Source organism: Roseateles agri (assembly GCF_034043675.1).
GTDB lineage: Bacteria > Pseudomonadota > Gammaproteobacteria > Burkholderiales > Burkholderiaceae_C > KK5.
In genome coordinates, this window is sequence record NZ_JAXCLA010000004.1 from 344,684 (window position 1) to 362,416 (window position 17,733).

16 protein-coding genes and 1 pseudogene are annotated in these 17,733 nt (G+C 68.4%); 10 read left to right on the plus strand and 7 right to left on the minus strand.

All coding sequences use genetic code 11. The features are described from left to right. The first annotated feature begins 121 nt into the window (after positions 1–121). Together SNE35_RS13540 and SNE35_RS13545 are read left to right on the plus strand one after the other, a co-directional pair. Positions 122–1,609, plus strand: a complete 1,488-nt coding sequence (locus tag SNE35_RS13540) for a 3-hydroxybutyrate oligomer hydrolase family protein (RefSeq protein WP_320423444.1) — start codon at positions 122–124, stop codon at positions 1,607–1,609. Between the two features lie 176 nt (positions 1,610–1,785). Next, on the plus strand, positions 1,786–2,994 hold the full coding sequence (locus SNE35_RS13545; RefSeq protein WP_320423445.1) for an MFS transporter: 1,209 nt from the start codon (positions 1,786–1,788) through the stop codon (positions 2,992–2,994). Here the strand turns inward: SNE35_RS13545 and SNE35_RS13550 are convergent. Then, positions 2,983–3,855, minus strand: a complete 873-nt coding sequence (locus tag SNE35_RS13550) for a LysR family transcriptional regulator (protein WP_320423446.1) — start codon at positions 3,853–3,855, stop codon at positions 2,983–2,985. The two genes, SNE35_RS13545 and SNE35_RS13550, sit on opposite strands and share 12 nt — an antisense overlap. A gap of 106 nt (positions 3,856–3,961) precedes the next feature. On the opposite strand from SNE35_RS13550, the gene SNE35_RS13555 reads away from it, so the two are divergent. Continuing rightward, positions 3,962–4,978: a zinc-dependent alcohol dehydrogenase family protein gene (locus SNE35_RS13555; RefSeq protein ID WP_431312738.1), complete on the plus strand. Its 1,017-nt coding sequence runs from the start codon at positions 3,962–3,964 to the stop codon at positions 4,976–4,978. A 1-nt stretch (position 4,979) separates the two neighbouring features. Here the strand turns inward: SNE35_RS13555 and SNE35_RS13560 are convergent, their stop codons facing one another. The 3 genes and pseudogenes from SNE35_RS13560 to SNE35_RS13570 all read right to left on the minus strand — a co-directional run bounded on the left by SNE35_RS13560 (position 4,980) and on the right by SNE35_RS13570 (position 7,206). Next, positions 4,980–5,771, minus strand: a complete 792-nt coding sequence (locus tag SNE35_RS13560; protein ID WP_320423447.1) for a methyl-accepting chemotaxis protein — start codon at positions 5,769–5,771, stop codon at positions 4,980–4,982. A 304-nt stretch (positions 5,772–6,075) separates the two neighbouring features. Continuing rightward, positions 6,076–6,534, minus strand: a pseudogene (locus SNE35_RS13565) (MCP four helix bundle domain-containing protein); the annotation flags it as partial. A gap of 141 nt (positions 6,535–6,675) precedes the next feature. Next, entirely contained in the window at positions 6,676–7,206 is a 531-nt protein-coding gene (locus tag SNE35_RS13570; protein ID WP_320423448.1) for a carboxymuconolactone decarboxylase family protein, read from the minus strand. A gap of 116 nt (positions 7,207–7,322) precedes the next feature. Between SNE35_RS13570 and SNE35_RS13575 the strand changes: the two genes are divergently transcribed. Further along, the gene (locus SNE35_RS13575) at positions 7,323–8,306 is read left to right on the plus strand and encodes an AraC family transcriptional regulator (RefSeq protein ID WP_320423449.1); all 984 of its coding nucleotides are present in this window, start codon (positions 7,323–7,325) and stop codon (positions 8,304–8,306) included. Here the strand turns inward: SNE35_RS13575 and SNE35_RS13580 are convergent. After that, a complete protein-coding gene (locus tag SNE35_RS13580) occupies positions 8,254–9,132 on the minus strand; it encodes a MurR/RpiR family transcriptional regulator (RefSeq protein WP_320423450.1) in 879 nt (292 codons plus the stop codon). The genes SNE35_RS13575 and SNE35_RS13580 overlap by 53 nt on opposite strands. A 197-nt stretch (positions 9,133–9,329) precedes the next feature. Between SNE35_RS13580 and SNE35_RS13585 the strand changes: the two genes are divergently transcribed. Genes SNE35_RS13585 through SNE35_RS13610 form a run of 6 tightly spaced genes read left to right on the plus strand, consistent with a single transcriptional unit; the run spans position 9,330 to position 15,561 of the window. Beyond that, positions 9,330–10,367: a sugar ABC transporter substrate-binding protein gene (locus tag SNE35_RS13585; protein ID WP_320423451.1), complete on the plus strand. Its 1,038-nt coding sequence runs from the start codon at positions 9,330–9,332 to the stop codon at positions 10,365–10,367. 34 nt (positions 10,368–10,401) lie between these two features. After that, complete coding sequence (locus SNE35_RS13590) at positions 10,402–11,538, plus strand: ABC transporter permease (protein WP_320423452.1); 1,137 nt, start codon at positions 10,402–10,404, stop codon at positions 11,536–11,538. Beyond that, positions 11,535–12,329, plus strand: a complete 795-nt coding sequence (locus tag SNE35_RS13595; RefSeq protein WP_320423453.1) for an ATP-binding cassette domain-containing protein — start codon at positions 11,535–11,537, stop codon at positions 12,327–12,329. Before SNE35_RS13590 ends, SNE35_RS13595 begins: the two co-directional genes overlap by 4 nt. A 31-nt stretch (positions 12,330–12,360) precedes the next feature. After that, positions 12,361–13,221, plus strand: a complete 861-nt coding sequence (locus SNE35_RS13600; protein WP_320423454.1) for a sugar phosphate isomerase/epimerase family protein — start codon at positions 12,361–12,363, stop codon at positions 13,219–13,221. Then, entirely contained in the window at positions 13,218–14,396 is a 1,179-nt protein-coding gene (locus SNE35_RS13605; protein ID WP_320423455.1) for a Gfo/Idh/MocA family protein, read from the plus strand. Before SNE35_RS13600 ends, SNE35_RS13605 begins: the two co-directional genes overlap by 4 nt. A gap of 4 nt (positions 14,397–14,400) precedes the next feature. Next, positions 14,401–15,561 (plus strand): phytanoyl-CoA dioxygenase family protein, encoded by a 1,161-nt coding sequence (locus tag SNE35_RS13610; protein ID WP_320423456.1) that lies wholly within the window; start codon positions 14,401–14,403, stop codon positions 15,559–15,561. Between the two features lie 4 nt (positions 15,562–15,565). On the opposite strand, the gene SNE35_RS13615 is transcribed toward SNE35_RS13610, so the two are convergent. Beyond that, positions 15,566–16,774, minus strand: coding sequence for an ABC transporter substrate-binding protein (locus SNE35_RS13615; protein ID WP_320423457.1), 1,209 nt, complete (start codon positions 16,772–16,774; stop codon positions 15,566–15,568). Continuing rightward, entirely contained in the window at positions 16,774–17,733 is a 960-nt protein-coding gene (locus SNE35_RS13620; protein WP_320423458.1) for a branched-chain amino acid ABC transporter permease, read from the minus strand. Before SNE35_RS13620 ends, SNE35_RS13615 begins: the two co-directional genes overlap by 1 nt.

Consider the following 17,733-nt stretch of genomic DNA (forward strand, 5'->3'; position numbering starts at 1 on the left):
AATTAAAGTAGAAACAAATTTCACTCGGTGCGTAGTCCATTTGAGGATGGAGACCGCACCCGGGCGCTCGGGCCGGCGTCCAATTTGCCCCGCCGTCCATCGGACTCAAGGAGACAGACCCATGCGAAAGAAGACGATCACGTTCGGCGCGCTCTTGCTGCTCACCCTGGCCGGCGCCGCCAGCGCTGCAGAAAGCCCCTGCGACCGCGTGCTGCGCCTGCTCGGCAATCGCCTGGCCGACGCCACCTGCACCGAAAGCCCCGACCTCACGACCAACAACCCGAACACCACGCCGCAGAACAACTCGCTGCCGGGCCTGCCCGCCTTCGCCTTCACGCCGCAGACCGACCGCGCCACGATCGCGCCAAACGCCGCCAGCAAGACGCCGATCACCAAGGCCGTGCCGGGCCTGCAGATCAATGCCCGCTTCGCCAGCGACCCGCTGGGCCAGGGCCGCTTCCTGCTGCGGCTGCCCAACGACTGGAACGGCAGCCTCGTCGTCGCCGGCGCTTCCGGCACGCGCAGCGAGTTCAACGGCGACTTCGCCTGGAGCGACTACGTGATCCAGAAGGGCTACGCCTACGCCTCGCAGAACAAGGGCGTGCTGAACCTGCAGTTCAGCACCGCGGCCGATCCACTGGCCTGCCGGCTGAACCCCGACTCGCCACTGTTCGTGCACTTCTACGACAACGACCCGGGCCAGGAATTCACCCGCTGGCGCGACTTCATGGTGCTGGCCGCCGATACCGCCCGCCGCGGCATCCAGGCCCGCTACGGCAAGGCGCCGCGCAACACGTACGCGGTCGGCACCTCCAACGGCGGCTACCAGGTGCGCCGGGCGATCGAGACCGCGCCCGACTACTTCGACGGCGGCGTCGACTGGGAAGGCACCTTCGTCGACCCCGACACGCCCAACCTCTTGACCGACCTGCCCGCCGCGATCCGCAACTTCCCCGACTACGTCGCCGCCAGCTTCTCGCCGACCAGCACTGCAGCCAGGAACATCGTCGCCGCCGGCTACCCGCCCGACATCGTCGCCGGCACAGCCTCGCTGTGGGGTAGCTACTCCGCCTCATTCTGGGAAGTCACGCAGTGCCAGTGGCAGAAGCGCCTGGACCCCGGCTACGACACCTACGGCGCAGGCACCGGCACCTACAACTACGTCGCTCGCCGCGCGGCCTCCAGCGTCGACGACAAGCTCGCCGCCTTCGCCACCACCGGCAAGATCAAGCGCCCGCTGATCACCGTCGCCGGCACGATGGACGGCCTGCTGCCGATCGACCACCACGCCCGCGCCTACGCGCGCCGCGTGGCTGAAGACGACGACAACAACAACGACGACCACGGCCGCCATCACGGCGGCCACCGCGACCGCGATCCCGCCTACCGCCTGTACGAAATCCAGAACGGCAACCACATCGAGACCTACAAGGACACCTTCCCGCAGCTGGAACTGATCGAGCCCCATGCGCAGCGGGCCTTCGACCTGCTGGTGCGCCACGTGGAGCAGCGCGCGCCGCTGCCAGCGAGCCAGTGCGTGCGGCGCGGTGGGGTGATCGAGGACGCGCCGGCGGCGGCCGGGCATTGCGCGAATCTGTTCGAGCCCTGAGGGAGCGCCTCTCGCGAGCTGCGTACGCGCTCCCTTCGCCGGGCAAGCGGGCCTCGATGAACGAGATCCGAAGGGTCTTTTCGTCGATCCGGGCGGTTTCCGCACACCGAAAATCGAGGGTTAACCATATGCAACGATGATGGCGCGTTCGTCGCCATCTTTCGTACTTCCGGTCCATGTCCTCGTCCTCCGTCGCCTCCGCCGAACCCTTTTCGCTGCGCCGCATCGCCGTCTCCGCCTTCGGCCCCTCGCTGCTGTTCGGCATCGGCGAAGGCGCGATCCTGCCGGTGGCGCCGCTGACGGCACGGGATCTCGGGGCCTCGGTGCCGACGGCGGCGCTGATCGTTACCTTGATCGGCGTGGGCTCGCTGGTCAGCAACATCCCGGCGTCGTTGATCACGATGAAGCGCGGCGAGCGCTGGGCGATCGTCGCGGCGGCGCTGTGGTCGATCGCGGCGCTGGCCATGTGCGCGCTGACCGGGCACCTGGGCCTGTTCGCGGCGGGCGCCTTCATGGTGGGCATGTCGCAGGCGGTCTACAGCCTGGCACGCCAGAGCTACCTGACCGAGGCGGTGCCGCCCGAGCACCGCGCACGGGCCCTGTCCACCTTGGGCGGCTCGATGCGTGTAGGCCTGTTCATCGGCCCCTTCCTGGCGGCAGCGGCGATCCACCAGTACGGCATCGGCGCGGCCTACGCGGTGGGCATCGCGGCATTGATCTGCGCGGCGCTGCTCGGCGCGCGCATTCCGGATCTCGTGCATGCGCCGCACCCGGCCGGCGACGCGCCGGTGGCCAAGCCTTCTCTGCTGGGCGTCGTCGGCGAGCACAAGCATCTGTTCTACACGCTGGGCATCGGCGTGCTCTTGGTCAGCGCGGTGCGCACGACGCGGCAGGCGGTGATCCCGCTGTGGGCCGATCACCTGGCGCTGGCGCCCTCGGTGGCTGCGCTGATCTACGGCATCGCCGGCGGCGTCGAGATGCTGGTCTTCTACCCGGCCGGCAAGGTGATGGACAAGAAGGGCCGACTGTGGGTCGCCATCCCCTCGCTGATCACGATGGGCATCCCGCTGCTGCTGATGCCGTTCACGACCGGCAGCCACACCTTGCTGCTGGCGGCGGCCGTGGTGGGCTTCGGCAACGGCATGGGCTCGGGGCTGATCATGACCCTGGGCGCCGACCACTCGCCCCGCCACGGGCGCGCGCACTTCCTCGGCGTCTGGCGGCTGATGGCGGACCTGGGCTCCACCGCCGGCCCGGCGCTGCTGTCCTTCATCACCGCCTCGCTGACCCTGGGCGCGGCCATCGGCGCCACCGGGCTGTTGGCCTTCGCGGCGGCGGCTCAACTGGCCTACTGGATTCCGCGCAGCCCGCGGTCAGGTCATTGAGGTCACAGATTCCGCCTGCTCCAGCGCGAATTCCAGGAAGGCCCGCAGCCGCGCGTTGCTGCGCAGGTCCTGGTGGTAGCCGACCCAGACCTCACGGCCCGGCGGCTCGGGACTGCGTGCCACGCGGCGCAGGCCGCTGATCGCGCCGGCCAGCGCATCCGGCAGCACGGCCGCGCCGGCGCCGGCCGCGCATAGCCGGGCCTGCGCCTCACGGCTGTTGCTGCCGAAGACGGTGCGCGCCTCCGGGAAGGCGGCGCGCAGCCAGGCGACGTCAGGCAGTTCCTCGAAGGCGCTGTCCATCGTCACCAGACCAAGGCCCCGACCGCGCGGCGGCAGTGCGCCGCGCCGCGTGCGCGCGACGTAGAGCCCATAGCTCAAGCGCATGAAGCGCCGCTGCACCACCTCGGACTCGCGGAACGGCGCGATGCGGAAGGCCACGTCGGCCTCGCGGCGCGCGAGGCTGAACTGACGCACATCGGTGATCAGCTCGATCCCGACATCCGGGTGCTTCTTGATGAAGGCCGCGCACCACGGCGCCAGCACGTGCACGCCGAACCAGTCCGACGACGAGATCCGCAGCAGCCCGGCCAGGCCCGGCTGCGCACCGCCGAGCAGGCGCCGTTCGATCGCCAGCGCTTCTTCCTCGACGCGCTCGGCGTGGGCCAGCATCGCCTGCCCCTCCTCCGTCAGCACGAAGCCGGTGCTGGTGCCGCGCTGGAACAGCGCCTGGCCCAGCGCCGACTCCAGCGCGCGCAGCCGCCGGCCCATCGTCGGCTGCGTCTGGCCGGTCAGCCGCGCGGCGCCGCCCAGCGTGCCAGCGCGCGCCACCGCCAGGAAGATCTTCAGGTCGCTCCACTCCATGACCGGCTACCCATTCATTTTTGTTTGTAAGGCGATCATTCTTGTCGATTGAACATCGTTTGTGCATGACCAACACTGAAGGCATACGCAACGACAGGAGTTCAACATGACCCAGCTTTCCACCCACGACACGATGAGGGCCGCATTCGTCGAGACCGCCGGTGCCGCATTCGCATCGCGCCGCCTCCCGCTGCCCGTAGCGGGCCCCGGCCAGGTGCTAGTCCAGATCGAGGCCGCCGGTTTGAACCCGCTGGACGCCAAGATCCGCGCCGGTCAGGCCGCTCATGCGAAGCAGCCACTGCCCGCGGTGCTGGGCCTGGACATGGCCGGCACGGTGCGCGCCGTCGGCGCCGGTGTCACGCAGTGGCGGATCGGCGACGAGGTGTTCGGCATGGTGGGTGGCGTCGGCGGGCACCCGGGCACCTTGGCGGAGTTCGTCGCCGCCGATGCGCGGCTGCTGGCGCGTCGCCCGGTGGCGCTGGCGCCGCGTGAGGCGGCGGTGCTGCCGCTGGCCTTCATCACCGCGTGGGAGGGTTTGGTGGACCGCGCCCGCGTCGGCGCCGGCCACAAGGTGCTGGTGCATGGCGGCGCGGGCGGTGTCGGCCAGATGGCGGTGCAACTGGCGCGCGCACGCGGCGCGCATGTCTGGGCGACCGGCCGTGCCGACAGCCTCGACGCGATCGCCGCGTTGGGCGCCACACCGATCGACTACCGCGCCACGACGCTGGAGCGCTACGTCGCCGATGCCACTGGAGGCGTGGGCTTCGACATCGTCTACGACACCGTAGGCGGCGCGACGCTGGACCAGTCCTTCCAGGCCGTGCGCCGCTACACCGGCCATGTGCTCACGAGCCTCGGCTGGGGCTCGCATTCGCTGGCGCCGCTGTCATTCCGCGGGGCCACGTATTCCGGCGTGTTCACCTTGCTGCCGCTGCTGACCGGCGAAGGCCTGGCGCATCACGGCAAGATCCTGGCCGAGGCGGCTCGCCTCGCCGACCAGGGGCTGCTGCGCCCCTGGCTCGATACGCATCGATTCGGCCTCGACGAGGCCGAGCAGGCCTACGCGCTGATGGGCAGCGGGACGGCGCGCGGCAAAATCGCCGTGGAGATCACCGCCGTCTGAACTATCGGGTGGTCGCCAGCCGGAACTGCGAAACCACCGACACCAGGTCCGCCGCCTGCTGCTGCAGGCTCTGCGCGGCGGCGGCGCTCTCCTCGACCAGCGCAGCGTTCTGCTGCGTGGCCTGGTCCATCTGAACGACGGCTGCGCCGATCTGGCCGACGCCTCCCGCCTGCTCGGTGCTGGCCGAGCTGATCTCGCCGACGATGTCGCTGACGCGGCGGATCGAATCGACGACCTGGCCCATCGTCGTGCCGGCTGCATCGGCCAGCGCGCTGCCCTGCTCCACCCGTTCGTTGCTGGCCAGAATCAGCGTCTTGATCTCGCGCGCAGCTTCAGCGCTGCGCTGCGCGAGGCTGCGCACCTCGGAGGCCACGACGGCAAAGCCGCGGCCCGATTCGCCGGCCCGCGCCGCCTCGACGGCCGCGTTCAGCGCCAGGATGTTGGTCTGGAAGGCGATGCCGTCGATCACCGCGATGATGTCGCCGATGCGGCGCGAGCTGTCGTGGATGCCGCGCATCGTGTCGACCATGCGGCCGACCGCTTCGCCACCCTCGACCGCCACCTTCGAAGCCTGCAGCGCGAGCTGGTTGGCCTGCGAGGCGTTGTCGGCGTTCTGCTGCACGGTGCTGCCCAGCTCGTCCATCGCCGCGGCGGTCTCCTGCAGCGCGCTGGCCTGGGTTTCGGTGCGGCCCGACAGGTCGTTGTTGCCCTGGGCGATCTGCATGCTGGCCGTGGCCACGCCCTCGGCGCTCGAGCGCACCTGGCCGACCAGTTGGGCCAGCCGGGTCTTCATGTCGTGCAGCGCGCGCAGCAGGCGTGCGGTCTCGTTCGTACCTTCGGCATTGAACTCGATCGCCAGATCCCCCGGCCGCCACGGCGCGAGCCACGTCGACCGCCTGGTTCAGCGGCTTGGTCGTCGAGCGGATCAGTTGCCAGGCGAGCACGCCGGCCAGCACGAAGCTGGCCAGCAGCAGGACGGCCACCTGGGTGGCGGTGCTGGTGACCGAACCGCGCACGTCACCGGCGGCCTCGATCATCTGCTCTTCCTGCAGCTTGACGAAGTCGTCGACCCGGGCCATGTAGACCGCCTGCGTCGGCATCACCTCGCGGATCAGCAAGTCCTTGGCCTCGTCGAAATCGCCGGTGCGCAGCAGCTTCATCAGCTTGTCGCGCGGGCCGCGGTAGGCCGCACGCGCTTCGGTCAGCGCCGCCAGCGCCGCCACGCCGCGCGGCTTGTGCACGGTGTTCTTCAGCGTCTCGAAGGCCGTCTGCGTGCGCTTGCTGCCCGACTCGATCAAGTCGAACTGCGCCTTCACCTCGGCCGGGTTGGTGACGATGAACAGATTGCGCAGGGCGACGGAAACGTCCGCATTCACCCCGCGGATGCCCGTGGCCAACCCGATCTTGACGTAACGGTCGTTCATGACCGTGTCGAACTCGTCGCGCAGCTCGAAGAGCTTGACGATGCTCAGGGCCCCGAGCAGCGCCATCAGCGCGGCCAGCGCGCCGAATCCAAGGCCGAGTCGGGTGGAGAGTTTCAGGTCGTTCAGTTTCATCGCTTTGCTTTGGTCATGCCGCCAGCGGGCCCGCTGGTCCTCCGGCCTCTAGCAAAAATTTTATGCAGCAGACACCTTCGCTCACAGGGGGCAGGAAACCGGAACCGTGCTGGATTCCGTGTTTCCCCCAACTAAAACGACTCAGGCCGGGCGCGGAAAGTCCACGTCGGTGTCGTTCACGCGGTTGAACAGGTTCGTGAAGCCGATCATCGCGACGACCAGCAGCGCCTCGATCACCTGTTGCGGCGTGTAGCCGGCAGCGAGCACCGCTTCCAGCACCGGGGCGGGCGTGGTGCCGCGGGTGGTGTGCACCGTGTGGACGAAGCGCAGCAGCGCATCACGCTTGGCTTCGCCGGTGTCCACACCCTCGCGGATCTGGTGCATCGCGTCGGCCGAGAGGCCGGCCTTGCCGCCGATGAAGCTGTGCGCGGCGACGCAGTAGTCGCAATCGTTGATCTCGCTGACAGCGAGTCGGATCGCCTCGATCTCCTGGCGGCTCAGCGCGCCCTTGGCGAGCGCGGCGTCGGCGCCCAGCACCGTGGCGAGCACGGCAGGGCTGTAGCCGCCGATGGTGGCGTAGGCGTTCGGCACCTTGCCGGCGGCGCGGCGGATCTGCTCGAACAGCGCGGTGGCGGATTCGGAAACTTCGACGGGGTTCTGGATGCGGGACATGGTGTGCTCCTTGGCAACAAGTTGAATCGACGGGGTTCACTGTATTGCCGCACGGCGAGACTTTGAATGCCGTATATTCTCAAAAACATGCTCATTCGACTCACAACGCAAACACCATGGACCTGCTGAGCCAACTGCTGGCACTGACACCGGTGACCGGGCACCTGGACATCCGCTGCCACTTCGGCGCGCCCTGGCTGCTGGATGAGCCGCCGGCCGCGCCGTTGGTGATCCGCTATCACGCGCTGCTGGACGGCGAGGCGGTGCTGGAGGACGCGGACGGCCATACGCCAATGAAAGCCGGCGACATCGTGCTGTTCCCCGCCGGCGGCGCGCACCGGTTGCACGACGGTGGCGGCGCCAAGCCGCGCCCGCTACGCGCGGCCCCGGGCGCCGCGCTGACGGTGGTGACCAACGGCGGCCGCGGCGCGCCGGCCGAGGTGCTGTGCGGGCGCTTCGTCTTCGCCGCGCCGGCCGAGCGGCTGCTGCGCGATTTCCTGCCGCGGCGCCTGATCGTTTCCGCCGCGGAGGCGGCCGGGCGGCTGGGCCGGGTCGTCGCGCTGATGCGCGAGGAGTCGCTCGAGCAGGGTCCCGGCAGCGCCGCGCTGATCGGTCACCTATCGGCCGCCCTCTTCTCGCTGAGCCTGCGCACCGCTGCCAGCGAGACCGAGGCCAATGCCGGCCAGCGCAGCCTGCTCGCGCTGGCCTCGAAGCCGCGCCTGCAGCCGGCGCTGACGGCCATGTTCGACAGCCCCGGCCGCGACTGGACCTTGCCCGCGCTGGCCGCGCTGTGCCACCTGTCGCGCGCCACCTTCGTGCGCCAGTTCCTCGACGCCACCGGCCGCTCGCCGGCCGAGTTGCTCAATGAAATCCGGATGGCACAGGCGCTGCGCGAACTCGCCGCGTCGCAGGATTCCGTCGCCGCGATCGGCGAAGCGGCCGGCTACCAGTCCGAGGCCGCGTTCCAGCGCGCGTTCAAGCGCCATGTGGGCGTGACGCCGGCGCGCTGGCGCGCGGCTCAGCGCGCCGCGGCCCTCAATCAGTCACTCAACCCGCCGCCACCGCCGACGGCAGCTCCAGCGCATAAGCCAGCGCAATGAACAGGCTCTGCGCCAGGCCCATCGTGCTGCTGAGCGAGCGGAAGCCCAAGGTCGAGTTGTCCTGCACGACCAGCGACACCTCCGCGAACTTGGCCAGCGGGCTCATGCGGCTGTCGGTCAGCGCCAGCAGCTTGGCGCCGCGGTCTTCGGCCAGCTTGGCCACGGCGAGCGTCTCCTCGGCATAGGGCGCGAACGAGATCGCGATCATCACGTCGCCCTTGCGTACCGAGCGCATCTGCCCGGCGTGCATGCTGCCCATCGCGGTGACGAGGCCGATGCGCTTGTCGGTGTGCTGCAGCGCGTAGTCCAGGTAGGCGGCGATCGGGAAGGAGCGGCGCGAGGCCGCGATCCAGATGCAGTCGGCGCCCACCAGCAGGTCCACCGCCTTCTTGAACGCCGCCGCGTCGAGGCTGCCTTCGAGTTCGTGCATGCCCGCCACGCTGCCGGCCAGGAACTCGCGCGCGATGTCCACGCTGGACAGCTTCTTCTGCCCCGACACGATCAGGTCGCGGATGCGCGACTTGTAGTTGCGGCCCGGCGCCAGCTGTCGGGAAAGGCTGTCGCGGAAGATCGCCTGCAGTTCCGAGAAGCCCGAGAAGCCGAAGTGCTTGGCGAAGCGCACCACCGCCGAGGGCTGGACCTCGCACTGCCGCGCCAGCTCCTGGATGCCCTCGATGCCGATGTGGTCGCGGTTCTTCTCGACGTGCAGCGCGATCACCTTCAGCTGCTTGCTGAGGTTCTCGTACTCGGCCGAGATGCGCTTGATCAGTTGATCGGCGGTCGGCCGGGGCGCGCCGGCACTGGTGCTGCTGCTCTGCTCCGTCATGGTTCTTTTTCTGCTGGAGTTTGGAAATTCCATTCTATCGGCGTCTCGGCCCGACTCAGAAATTTGGTTTCTCTTAGTGCAAGCCCGTAGAAAATATTTTCCACAACAGGCAGCCGAAATCCTATAGTCGTCTCACGCCAGGCTTGCGGTGTACGGCCGCGCGGCGCCCACGAATCAACATACCGGAGACGACAAACATGCGAGTGACCACCAAGCAGTCAGCCCTGTTGACCGCCCTGATCGGCACGGCCGCGGCCCTGCTGCCCATGACGAGCGCCCATGCAGAGGGACGTTATGCCTTTGTCAGCCACGCCCCCGATGCGGACTCGTGGTGGAACACGATCAAGAACTCGCTGAAGCAGGTCGGCGAAGACTTCAACGTGACCGTGGACTACCGCAACCCGCCGGACGGCGACCTGGCCGGCATGGCCCGCCTGATCGAGCAGTCCGCCGCACGCGGCTACGACGGCGTCGCCTTCACCATCGCCGACATCAACGTGCTGGCCAAGCCGGCCGCGCTGGTCAAGGCCAAGGGCATCCCTATCGTCACCGTCAACTCCGGCACCGCCGAGCAGAGCAAGCAGGTCGGCGCCATCATGCACATCGGCCAGCCCGAATATGAGGCCGGCAAGGGCGCGGGCGAGCGCGCCAAGGCGGCGGGCATCAAGAGCTTCGTCTGCGTGAACCACTACGCCACCAACGCGGTCTCGTTCGAGCGCTGCCGCGGCTTCGCCGACGCGCTGGGCGTCGATGCGAAGAAGACGATGATCGACTCGGGCCAGGACCCGACCGTCGTCGAGAGCAAGGTCACCGCCTACCTGCGCAGCAACCCGACGACGCAGGCCGTGCTGGCGCTGGGCCCCAACGCCGCCGAGCCGACGATCAAGGCGCTGGAGAAGATGAACCTGGCCGGCAAGATGTACTTCGGCACTTTCGACCTGTCCAAGGACATCGTCGCCGCGATCAAGAAGGGCACGATCAACTTCGCGATCGACCAGCAGCCCTACCTGCAAGGCTATATGGGCATCGCCGCCCTGGTCATCGCGCACGAGGACAAGACGCAAGATCCGCAAGCCATCATCGCCAAGCTCAAGGCCAACCCGAAGTTCCAGGCCCGCCTGAACGAATACGGCCTGGCCCCGGTCTACACGGCCGCCGGCGTCAGCTCCGGCCCGGGCTTCGTGACCAAGGACAACATCGAGAAGGTCGAGAAGTACGCGGGCCAGTACCGCTGATCCTGGTAGTCAAAGGACAGGAAGTCGAACACCGATGAACACGATCAGCAGTACGCCGACGATGGCCGTCATATCTCCTCCCGCCGCCCCTGCCACCGATGAAAGAGTCAGGGCCATCTCGCCCTGGCGCGCCTTCGTCAACCGGCCGGAGTTCGGCTCCATCGCCGGCACGCTGCTGGTCTTCGCGCTGTTCGGCGTGCTGGCCCGCGGCTCGGGCATGTTCAACCTCGACGGGGTGATGAACTGGAGCCAGGTGACGGCCTACCTCGGCATCATCGCCGTGGGCGCCTGCGTGCTGATGATCGGCGGCGAGTTCGACCTGTCCATCGGCTCGATGATCGGCTTCGCCGGCATGATGATGAGCGTGCCGTCGATGTTCATGGGCTGGCCGATGTGGGCGGCCGTGCTGTTCGCCTTCGCGGCCTGCATGGCGCTGGGCTGGCTGAACGGCTGGCTGGTGGTGAGGACGAAGCTGCCCAGCTTCATCGTCACCCTGGCCTTCATGTTCATCCTGCGCGGCGCCACCATCGTGCTGTCCACGCACTTCTCCAACAGCACGATCGTCTCTGGCCTGGCCGAGCCGATCGCCAAGGACGGCCTCACCCACCTGCTGTTCCAGGGCAACGCCTTCCCCGGCGTGTTCCGCTCGCTGGCCGATGCCGGCCTGATCGACAAGCTGCCCGATGGCTCGCCGGTCGTCTCCGGCCTGCCGAAGGTGATCCTGTGGTGGACGGGCGTGGCGCTGGCGGCCGGCTTCGTGCTGTCGCGTACCCGCATGGGCAACTGGATCTTCCTCGTCGGCGGCGACGCAAACGCGGCCAAGAACGTCGGCGTGCCGGTCAACGGCGTGAAGATCAGTCTCTTCGTCTTCACCGCCTTCACCGCCTGCCTGTTCGGCGTGCTGCAGGTGGCCGACGTCGGCTCCGCCGCCGCCGACCGCGGCATCCAGAAGGAGTTCGAGGCCATCATCGCCGCGGTCATCGGCGGCGCGCTGCTGACCGGCGGCTTCGGCTCGGTGCTCGGTGCCTGCTTCGGCGCGCTGATCTTCGGCGTCGTGCAGATCGGCATCTCCTACACGAACTTCGATTCGGACTTCTACCGGATCTTCCTCGGCGCGATGCTCCTGCTCGCGGTGCTGTTCAACCACTACATCCGAAGCCGCGCGAAATGAGCAGTCCCGAATTCATCCTCGAACTCGACGGCGTCAGCAAGTTCTTCGGCACCGCCATCGCGCTGCAGGACGTCACCTTGCGCCTGCGCCGCGGCGAGGTGCACTGCCTGCTGGGCGACAACGGCGCCGGCAAGTCCACGCTGATCAAGACGCTGGCCGGCGTGCACATGCCGAGCCGCGGCCGCTACCTTGTCGAAGGCAGCGAGGTCCGCTTCAAGTCGCCGCGCGAGGCGCTGGACATGGGCATCGCCACCGTCTATCAAGACCTGGCCCTGGTGCCGCTGATGAGCGTGGCGCGCAACTTCTTCGCCGGCCGCGAGCCGCGCCGCAAGCTGATGGGCCTGGTGCCGGTGATGGACACCGAGCTGGCCGCCAGCGTGGCCGCCGAGAAGCTGGCCGAAATGGGCATCAAGGTGCGCTCGGCGCACCAGCCGGTCGGCACGATGAGCGGCGGCGAGCGTCAATGCCTGGCGATCGCCCGCGCGATCCACTTCGGCGCCAAGGTGCTGATCCTGGACGAGCCCACCGCGGCACTGGGCGTCAAGCAGAGCTGCAAGGTGCTGGAGCTGATCCACACGGCGCGGCAGCGCGGCATCTCGGTGATCTTCATCACCCACAACGTCCACCACGCCTACCCGATCGGCGACAGCTTCACCTTGCTGAACCGCGGCCAGTCGATGGGCACCTTCGCCAAGAGCGACATCACGAAGGAAAAGGTCCTCGACATGATGGCCGGCGGCGTGGAGATCCAGAACCTGGTCGACCGACTCGAAGGCCGCATCGCCGCCTGAAACCTAGGCCTCCTAGCGGCGGCCTCAGCCCATGCAAACACTGGAAATCTACCAATCGCTGTGGGCGATGGAACGCCGCCATACCGATGGCTTCGAGCGCAGCATCGAAGAGAACATCTCGATGATCCACGAGGCCGGCTTCGACGGCATCAGCACGCTCTGGAACGATCGCGGCCGGGTGCGCCGCATCGCCGAACTGCTGAAGCCGCTGGGGCTGCGCGCCGAAGGCCAGTGCGTGCCGCGCACGGTCGACGAGCTGAAGCCGATCCTCGACATCGCCACCGAGTTCGGCGTCCATCACATCGATCTGCAGCCCGACGTTCGCCCGCGCACCCTGAAGGAATCGCTGGAACTGCTGGACGGTTGGACGCGACTGGCCGAGCAGGTCGACTTTCCGGTCTACATCGAGACGCATCGCGACCGGATGACGACCGACCTGTACTTCACCTTGGACCTGCTCGACGCGCGGCCCGAGCTGAAGCTGCTCGGCGACATCTCGCACTATCTCGTCGGCCGCGAGTTCGCCTGGCCGGTCAGCGAGGAGAACCACGCGCTGATGCACCGCATCCTCGACAGCTCCTGGGCTTTCCACGGCCGTGTGGCCACCCGCGAGCAGGTACAGATCGAGATCTCCTTCCCGCCGCACAAGCCCTGGGTCGACCTGTCGATGGGCTGGTGGCGCTACGGCTTCGAATCCTGGCAGCGCCGCGCCGGACCGGACGATTCGCTGACCTTCACCTGCGAGCTGGGCCCCAAGCCCTACGCCATCATCGGCCGCGACGGCAACGACACGACCGACCGCTGGGCCGAATCGCTGCTGATGCGCGACTGGATCCGCGATCTCTGGCAGGACCTGCAGATTCAACGGAAAGCACACGAGAAAAGCGCATGAGCAACACGACACTCCAGCGGCTCGGCCGTCGGCTCCGGCTCGGCCTGATCGGCGGCAGCCATGGCTTCATCGGCCCGGTCCACCGCACCGCGGCGCGGCTCGACGACCGCTTCGAACTCTGCGCCGGCGTGCTCTCCTCCGATGCCGAACGCGGCCTCGCCGCGGCCACCGCCATCGGCCTGCCGGCCGAGCGAAGCTACGCCACCGTCGAGGCGATGATCGCCGCCGAGAAGGCCCGGCCCGACGGCATCGATGCCGTCGCGATCATGACGCCCAATGTGCAGCATCACGCCGCCGTGATGGCAGCGCTGCGCGCCGGCCTGCACGTGATCTGCGACAAGCCGGTCACGACCACCGTGGCCGACGCCGTCGAGATCATGAACACGGTCGAAGCCACCGGCCTGGTCTTCTGCCTGACGCACTGCTACGCCGCCTACCCGATGGTCAAGCAGGCGCGCGCCATGGTGGAGGCCGGCGTGATCGGCGAAGTGCGGCAGATCCACGCCACCTATGTGCAAGGCTACTTCGCCACCTTGGTCGAGGCCGATGAGAAGAACCGCACCTGGCGCTTCGACACCCGCCCCGGCACGACCGAATCCCTGGTCATCGGAGACATCGGCACCCACGCCCATCACCTCGGCGCCTACATCTCCGGGCTGGAGCTGACGCAGGTGATGGCCGACGTCGGCCCCACCGTGCCCGGCCGCACGGTGGACGACTACGGCGCGCTGCTGACCCGCTGGTCCAACGGCGCGCGCGGCACGATCTGGGTCACCAACTCGGCCGCGGGCTCGGAGCACGGCCTGGCCGTGCGCATCTTCGGCAGCCAGGGCGGCCTCGAATGGCACCAGGAGTATCCGAACGAGCTTAAGCACCGCCGCCTCGACGGCTTCGAGCAGACGCTGACCCGCCGCCTGCACGGTGCGCTGGCGCCCGCCGCCGAGTGGGCCTCGCGCATCGAGATCGGTCATCCCGAGGGCTACCAGGAGGCCTTCGCCAACCTCTACCGCGATTTCGCCGAGGCGGTGACGGCCAGGATCAGCGGCCAGCCCTGCAACCCGCTGGCGCTGGACTTCCCCGGCGCGCTGGACGGCGTGCGCGGCCTGCGCCTGATCGAGGCCGCGGTGCAGAGCACGAAGTCCGGGCAATGGACGGACGCACGCGCGGAGGTGTAGCCCCATGAGCTTCCTGAATCCCGACGACTGCCGGGTCGACGACCTGTCCAGGCTGGTGCTGGACGCCACACCGCCGCCCACCCCGCTGGCGGCCGAGCAACTGCGCGGCGTGCCCATCTACGACTGCGCGGCCCTGCGCCCGCGGCTTGCCGCGGATCCGGCCTTCCGCCACCGCCTGCAAGCCGAATGGGCCGAGGTCTTCGCCGACGGTGCCGGCGTGCTCGCGCTGCGCGGCGCCTACGCCGACGCAGGTCTCCTCGACGCCGCCACCGCCCTCTTCCGCGCACTGATCGAAGCCGAACGCAAGGCCGGCACCGGCGGCGGCGATCACTTCGCCAAGCCCGGCGCGAACGACCGCGTCTGGAACGCCTTGCAGAAGATGTGCCTGCGCGATCCGGCCCTCTTCGCCGCCTATTACGCCAACGGCATCATCGACCTCGTCAGCGAAGCCTGGCTGGGCCCGCACTACCAGATGACCGCCCAGGTCAACTGCGTGAACCCCGGCGGCGCCGCGCAGATGGCCCATCGCGACTACCACCTCGGTTTCATGTCGCCGCAGCAGGCCGCCCTGTTCCCCGCCCACGTACACACGGCCCTGTCGCCGATGCTGACCTTGCAGGGCGCCGTCGCCCACGTGGACATGCCCCTGGTCAGCGGCCCGACCCTGTACCTGCCGCATTCGCAAAAGTATCCCAACGGTTACATGGCGCCCGGCCGCCCCGACTTCCAGGCCTTCTTCGACCAGCACCACGTCCAGCTCCCGCTCGCCAAGGGCGACGCGGTGTTCTTCAACCCCGCCCTGATGCACGCCGCCGGCCACAACCGCTCCGCCGACATCCTGCGCCTGGCCAATCTGCTGCAGGTCTCCTCCGCCTTCGGCCGCGCGATGGAATCGGTGGACCGCGCAAGGATGAGCCTCGCCCTCTACCCCGCCCTGCAGGACAGCATCGCCACGGGCCGCCTGACCCGCGCGCAGGCCACACTCGCGATCAAATGCTGCGCCGAGGGCTACGCCTTCCCGACCAATCTCGACCGCGACCCGCCGATCGGCGGCCTCGCGCCGCAGAGCCAGCAGGGCCTGATGAACCAGGCGCTGGACGAGGGCTGGACGCCGGAGCGCTTCGAAGCCGAACTGCACTCCCGCGTCTCCCTGCGCGAAGCCTGAGCACTCAACCCACCGTCGACAGCACGTCGCCGAAGCCCTCCCACAGCTTGCCGTTGAAGCGCGAGAGCTGCGCCTGCTTGACGAGCACGTAGTCGCTCGGCGAGCTGTTGAGCATCAGGCCGGGCAGCATCAGCGGCAGCTTCAGCGCCTTGATGCTGGTGGCCTGGCGCATCAGGTTCTCGCGCGTCAACTCGTTGCCACAGGCCTTCAGGATGTGGACCATCGTCTGCGCCGTCAGGTAGGCGTAGAGGTTGGAGGCGTCGCGCGGATCGCCCTCGCGGTAGTGGCGTCCCATGAAGGCGCGCCACTCCAGCATGTGCGGGTCGTCCTTCCACTGCGGATCGTTGGGGTCGCGGTAGTACTGCAGCGTCAGCAGGCCCACCGATTTGTCCAGGCCGGCCGGCGTCAGCACCGCGCCGACCGAGGTGCCGACGTTGTTGACGATGTGCAGCGGCTTCCAGCCCGAGTCCCAGGCCTTGCGGATCGCCTGGGCGGCGAACTTCGGCGTCGAGATGTTGATGAAGGTATCGGCGCCGGAGCCCTGCAAGCTCAGCACCTGCGAGTCGATGGTCGGATCGGTGACCTCGTAGCTGGCCTCGGCCACGATCATCTTCGCCCCGGGTGCGCCCAGGCCTTCCTTGAGGCCGTTCAGCATGTCCTTGCCGAAGTCGTCGTTCTGGTAGAGCACGGCGATCTTCGCGGCGGGCTTGTTCTTCAGCAGGTAGCGCGCGTAGATCTGGCCCTCGGCGCGGTAGCTGAGGTTGAAGCCCAGGGTCCACGGGAAGTTCTTCGGGTCGGCCCACTTGCTGGCGCCGCTGGCCACCAGCAGGTGCGGCACCTTCTTCGCATTGACGTACTTGTGGATCGCGCTGTTGCCCGCCGTGCCCAAGGTCTGGAACAACGCGAGCACCTCGTCCTGCTCCACCAGCCGGCGTACCTGCTCCACCGTCTTGGGCGGGCTGTAGCCGTCGTCCAGGCTGATCAGGTTGATGCGGCGGCCGTTGATGCCGCCCTGCTCGTTGAGCATGCGGAAATAGGCCATGTGCAGCTTGCCGATCGTGCCGTAGGCCGAGGCCGGGCCGCTGTAGGCCATGGTCTGTCCGAGCTTGATCTCGGCGTCGGTGGCGCCGGGGCCGTACTTCTTCGCGCCCTGCGCCCAGGCCGTGCTGCCGCCCAGCGCTGTCGCGCCCAGCAAGAGGGTTCTGCGTTTCATCATCGTCTCCTTTTGCCATCGACAACCACGCGCGCAAGCAGCGCGCGCACCCCGCCGGCCACGCCGCCCGGCATCAGCACCATGAACACGATAAGCAGCAGCCCGTAGATGGCCCAGGGCGCCGACTTGGAGACGCTCTCGGCCACGCTGGGCACGAACTGGATGAACAGCGCGCCGTAGATGGCACCTGAGACCGAGGCCAGGCCGCCGATGACGACACCCACCAGCAGGCTGATCGACAGGAAGACGCCGAAGGAATCCGGCGCCACGAACTGCACGGCGACGGCGCCCAGCGCGCCGGCGATGCCCGTGTAGAGCGCCGATACGCCGAAGGTCAGCGTCTTCACCATCGCCGTGTCCACACCCATCGCCCGCGCGGCGATCGGCTGGTCGCGGATGGCCACCATCGCGCGGCCGATGCGCCCGTCCAGCAGGTTGGCGGCCAGCTGGAACAGCACGACCAGCCAGGCCAGCACGACGAAGTACAGCCACTGGTCCTGGCTCAGCGGCAGGCCTTCCGGCGGGTCGGGCTTGGTCAAGGTCACGCCCATCGCGCCGCCGGTCCAGGGCTCCAGGCCCTTGTACTTCAGGATCTGCGGCATCGCCACGCCCAGCGCGAAGGTGGCGAGCGACAGGTACAAGCCCTCCAGCCGCAGCGCCGGCAGGCCGAACAGGAAGCCGGCGATGCCACACACGGCGCCGGCCACCGGCACCACGGCCCAGTACGGCAGGCCGAACCGGTCCATCAGCACCGCCGCCGTGTAGGCACCGATCGCATAGAAGGCGCCGTGGCCCAGGGAGATCTGGCCGTTGAAGCCGGTCAGCATGTTCAGCCCCAGCAGCGCGATGGCGTAGACCAGCACCATCGTCAGCTGGAACACGCGGTAGTTGCTGACAAGGAAGGGCAGCACGCAAGCCAGCGCGATGAAGAGGATCGGTAGGAAGCGCTGCAGCTTCAT

What these genes read in the sequence shown, in the direction of transcription:
- SNE35_RS13540 (WP_320423444.1), top strand. Translation starts at nt 122, where the DNA reads ATGCGAAAGAAGACGATCACGTTCGGCGCGCTCTTGCTGCTCACCCTG.
- SNE35_RS13545 (WP_320423445.1), top strand. Translation starts at nt 1,786, where the DNA reads ATGTCCTCGTCCTCCGTCGCCTCCGCCGAACCCTTTTCGCTGCGCCGC.
- SNE35_RS13550 (WP_320423446.1), bottom strand. Translation starts at nt 3,855, where the DNA reads ATGGAGTGGAGCGACCTGAAGATCTTCCTGGCGGTGGCGCGCGCTGGC.
- SNE35_RS13555 (WP_431312738.1), top strand. Translation starts at nt 3,962, where the DNA reads ATGACCCAGCTTTCCACCCACGACACGATGAGGGCCGCATTCGTCGAG.
- SNE35_RS13560 (WP_320423447.1), bottom strand. Translation starts at nt 5,771, where the DNA reads ATGAAGACCCGGCTGGCCCAACTGGTCGGCCAGGTGCGCTCGAGCGCC.
- SNE35_RS13570 (WP_320423448.1), bottom strand. Translation starts at nt 7,206, where the DNA reads ATGTCCCGCATCCAGAACCCCGTCGAAGTTTCCGAATCCGCCACCGCG.
- SNE35_RS13575 (WP_320423449.1), top strand. Translation starts at nt 7,323, where the DNA reads ATGGACCTGCTGAGCCAACTGCTGGCACTGACACCGGTGACCGGGCAC.
- SNE35_RS13580 (WP_320423450.1), bottom strand. Translation starts at nt 9,132, where the DNA reads ATGACGGAGCAGAGCAGCAGCACCAGTGCCGGCGCGCCCCGGCCGACC.
- SNE35_RS13585 (WP_320423451.1), top strand. Translation starts at nt 9,330, where the DNA reads ATGCGAGTGACCACCAAGCAGTCAGCCCTGTTGACCGCCCTGATCGGC.
- SNE35_RS13590 (WP_320423452.1), top strand. Translation starts at nt 10,402, where the DNA reads ATGAACACGATCAGCAGTACGCCGACGATGGCCGTCATATCTCCTCCC.
- SNE35_RS13595 (WP_320423453.1), top strand. Translation starts at nt 11,535, where the DNA reads ATGAGCAGTCCCGAATTCATCCTCGAACTCGACGGCGTCAGCAAGTTC.
- SNE35_RS13600 (WP_320423454.1), top strand. Translation starts at nt 12,361, where the DNA reads ATGCAAACACTGGAAATCTACCAATCGCTGTGGGCGATGGAACGCCGC.
- SNE35_RS13605 (WP_320423455.1), top strand. Translation starts at nt 13,218, where the DNA reads ATGAGCAACACGACACTCCAGCGGCTCGGCCGTCGGCTCCGGCTCGGC.
- SNE35_RS13610 (WP_320423456.1), top strand. Translation starts at nt 14,401, where the DNA reads ATGAGCTTCCTGAATCCCGACGACTGCCGGGTCGACGACCTGTCCAGG.
- SNE35_RS13615 (WP_320423457.1), bottom strand. Translation starts at nt 16,774, where the DNA reads ATGAAACGCAGAACCCTCTTGCTGGGCGCGACAGCGCTGGGCGGCAGC.
- SNE35_RS13620 (WP_320423458.1), bottom strand. Translation starts at nt 17,733, where the DNA reads ATGAAGCTGCAGCGCTTCCTACCGATCCTCTTCATCGCGCTGGCTTGC.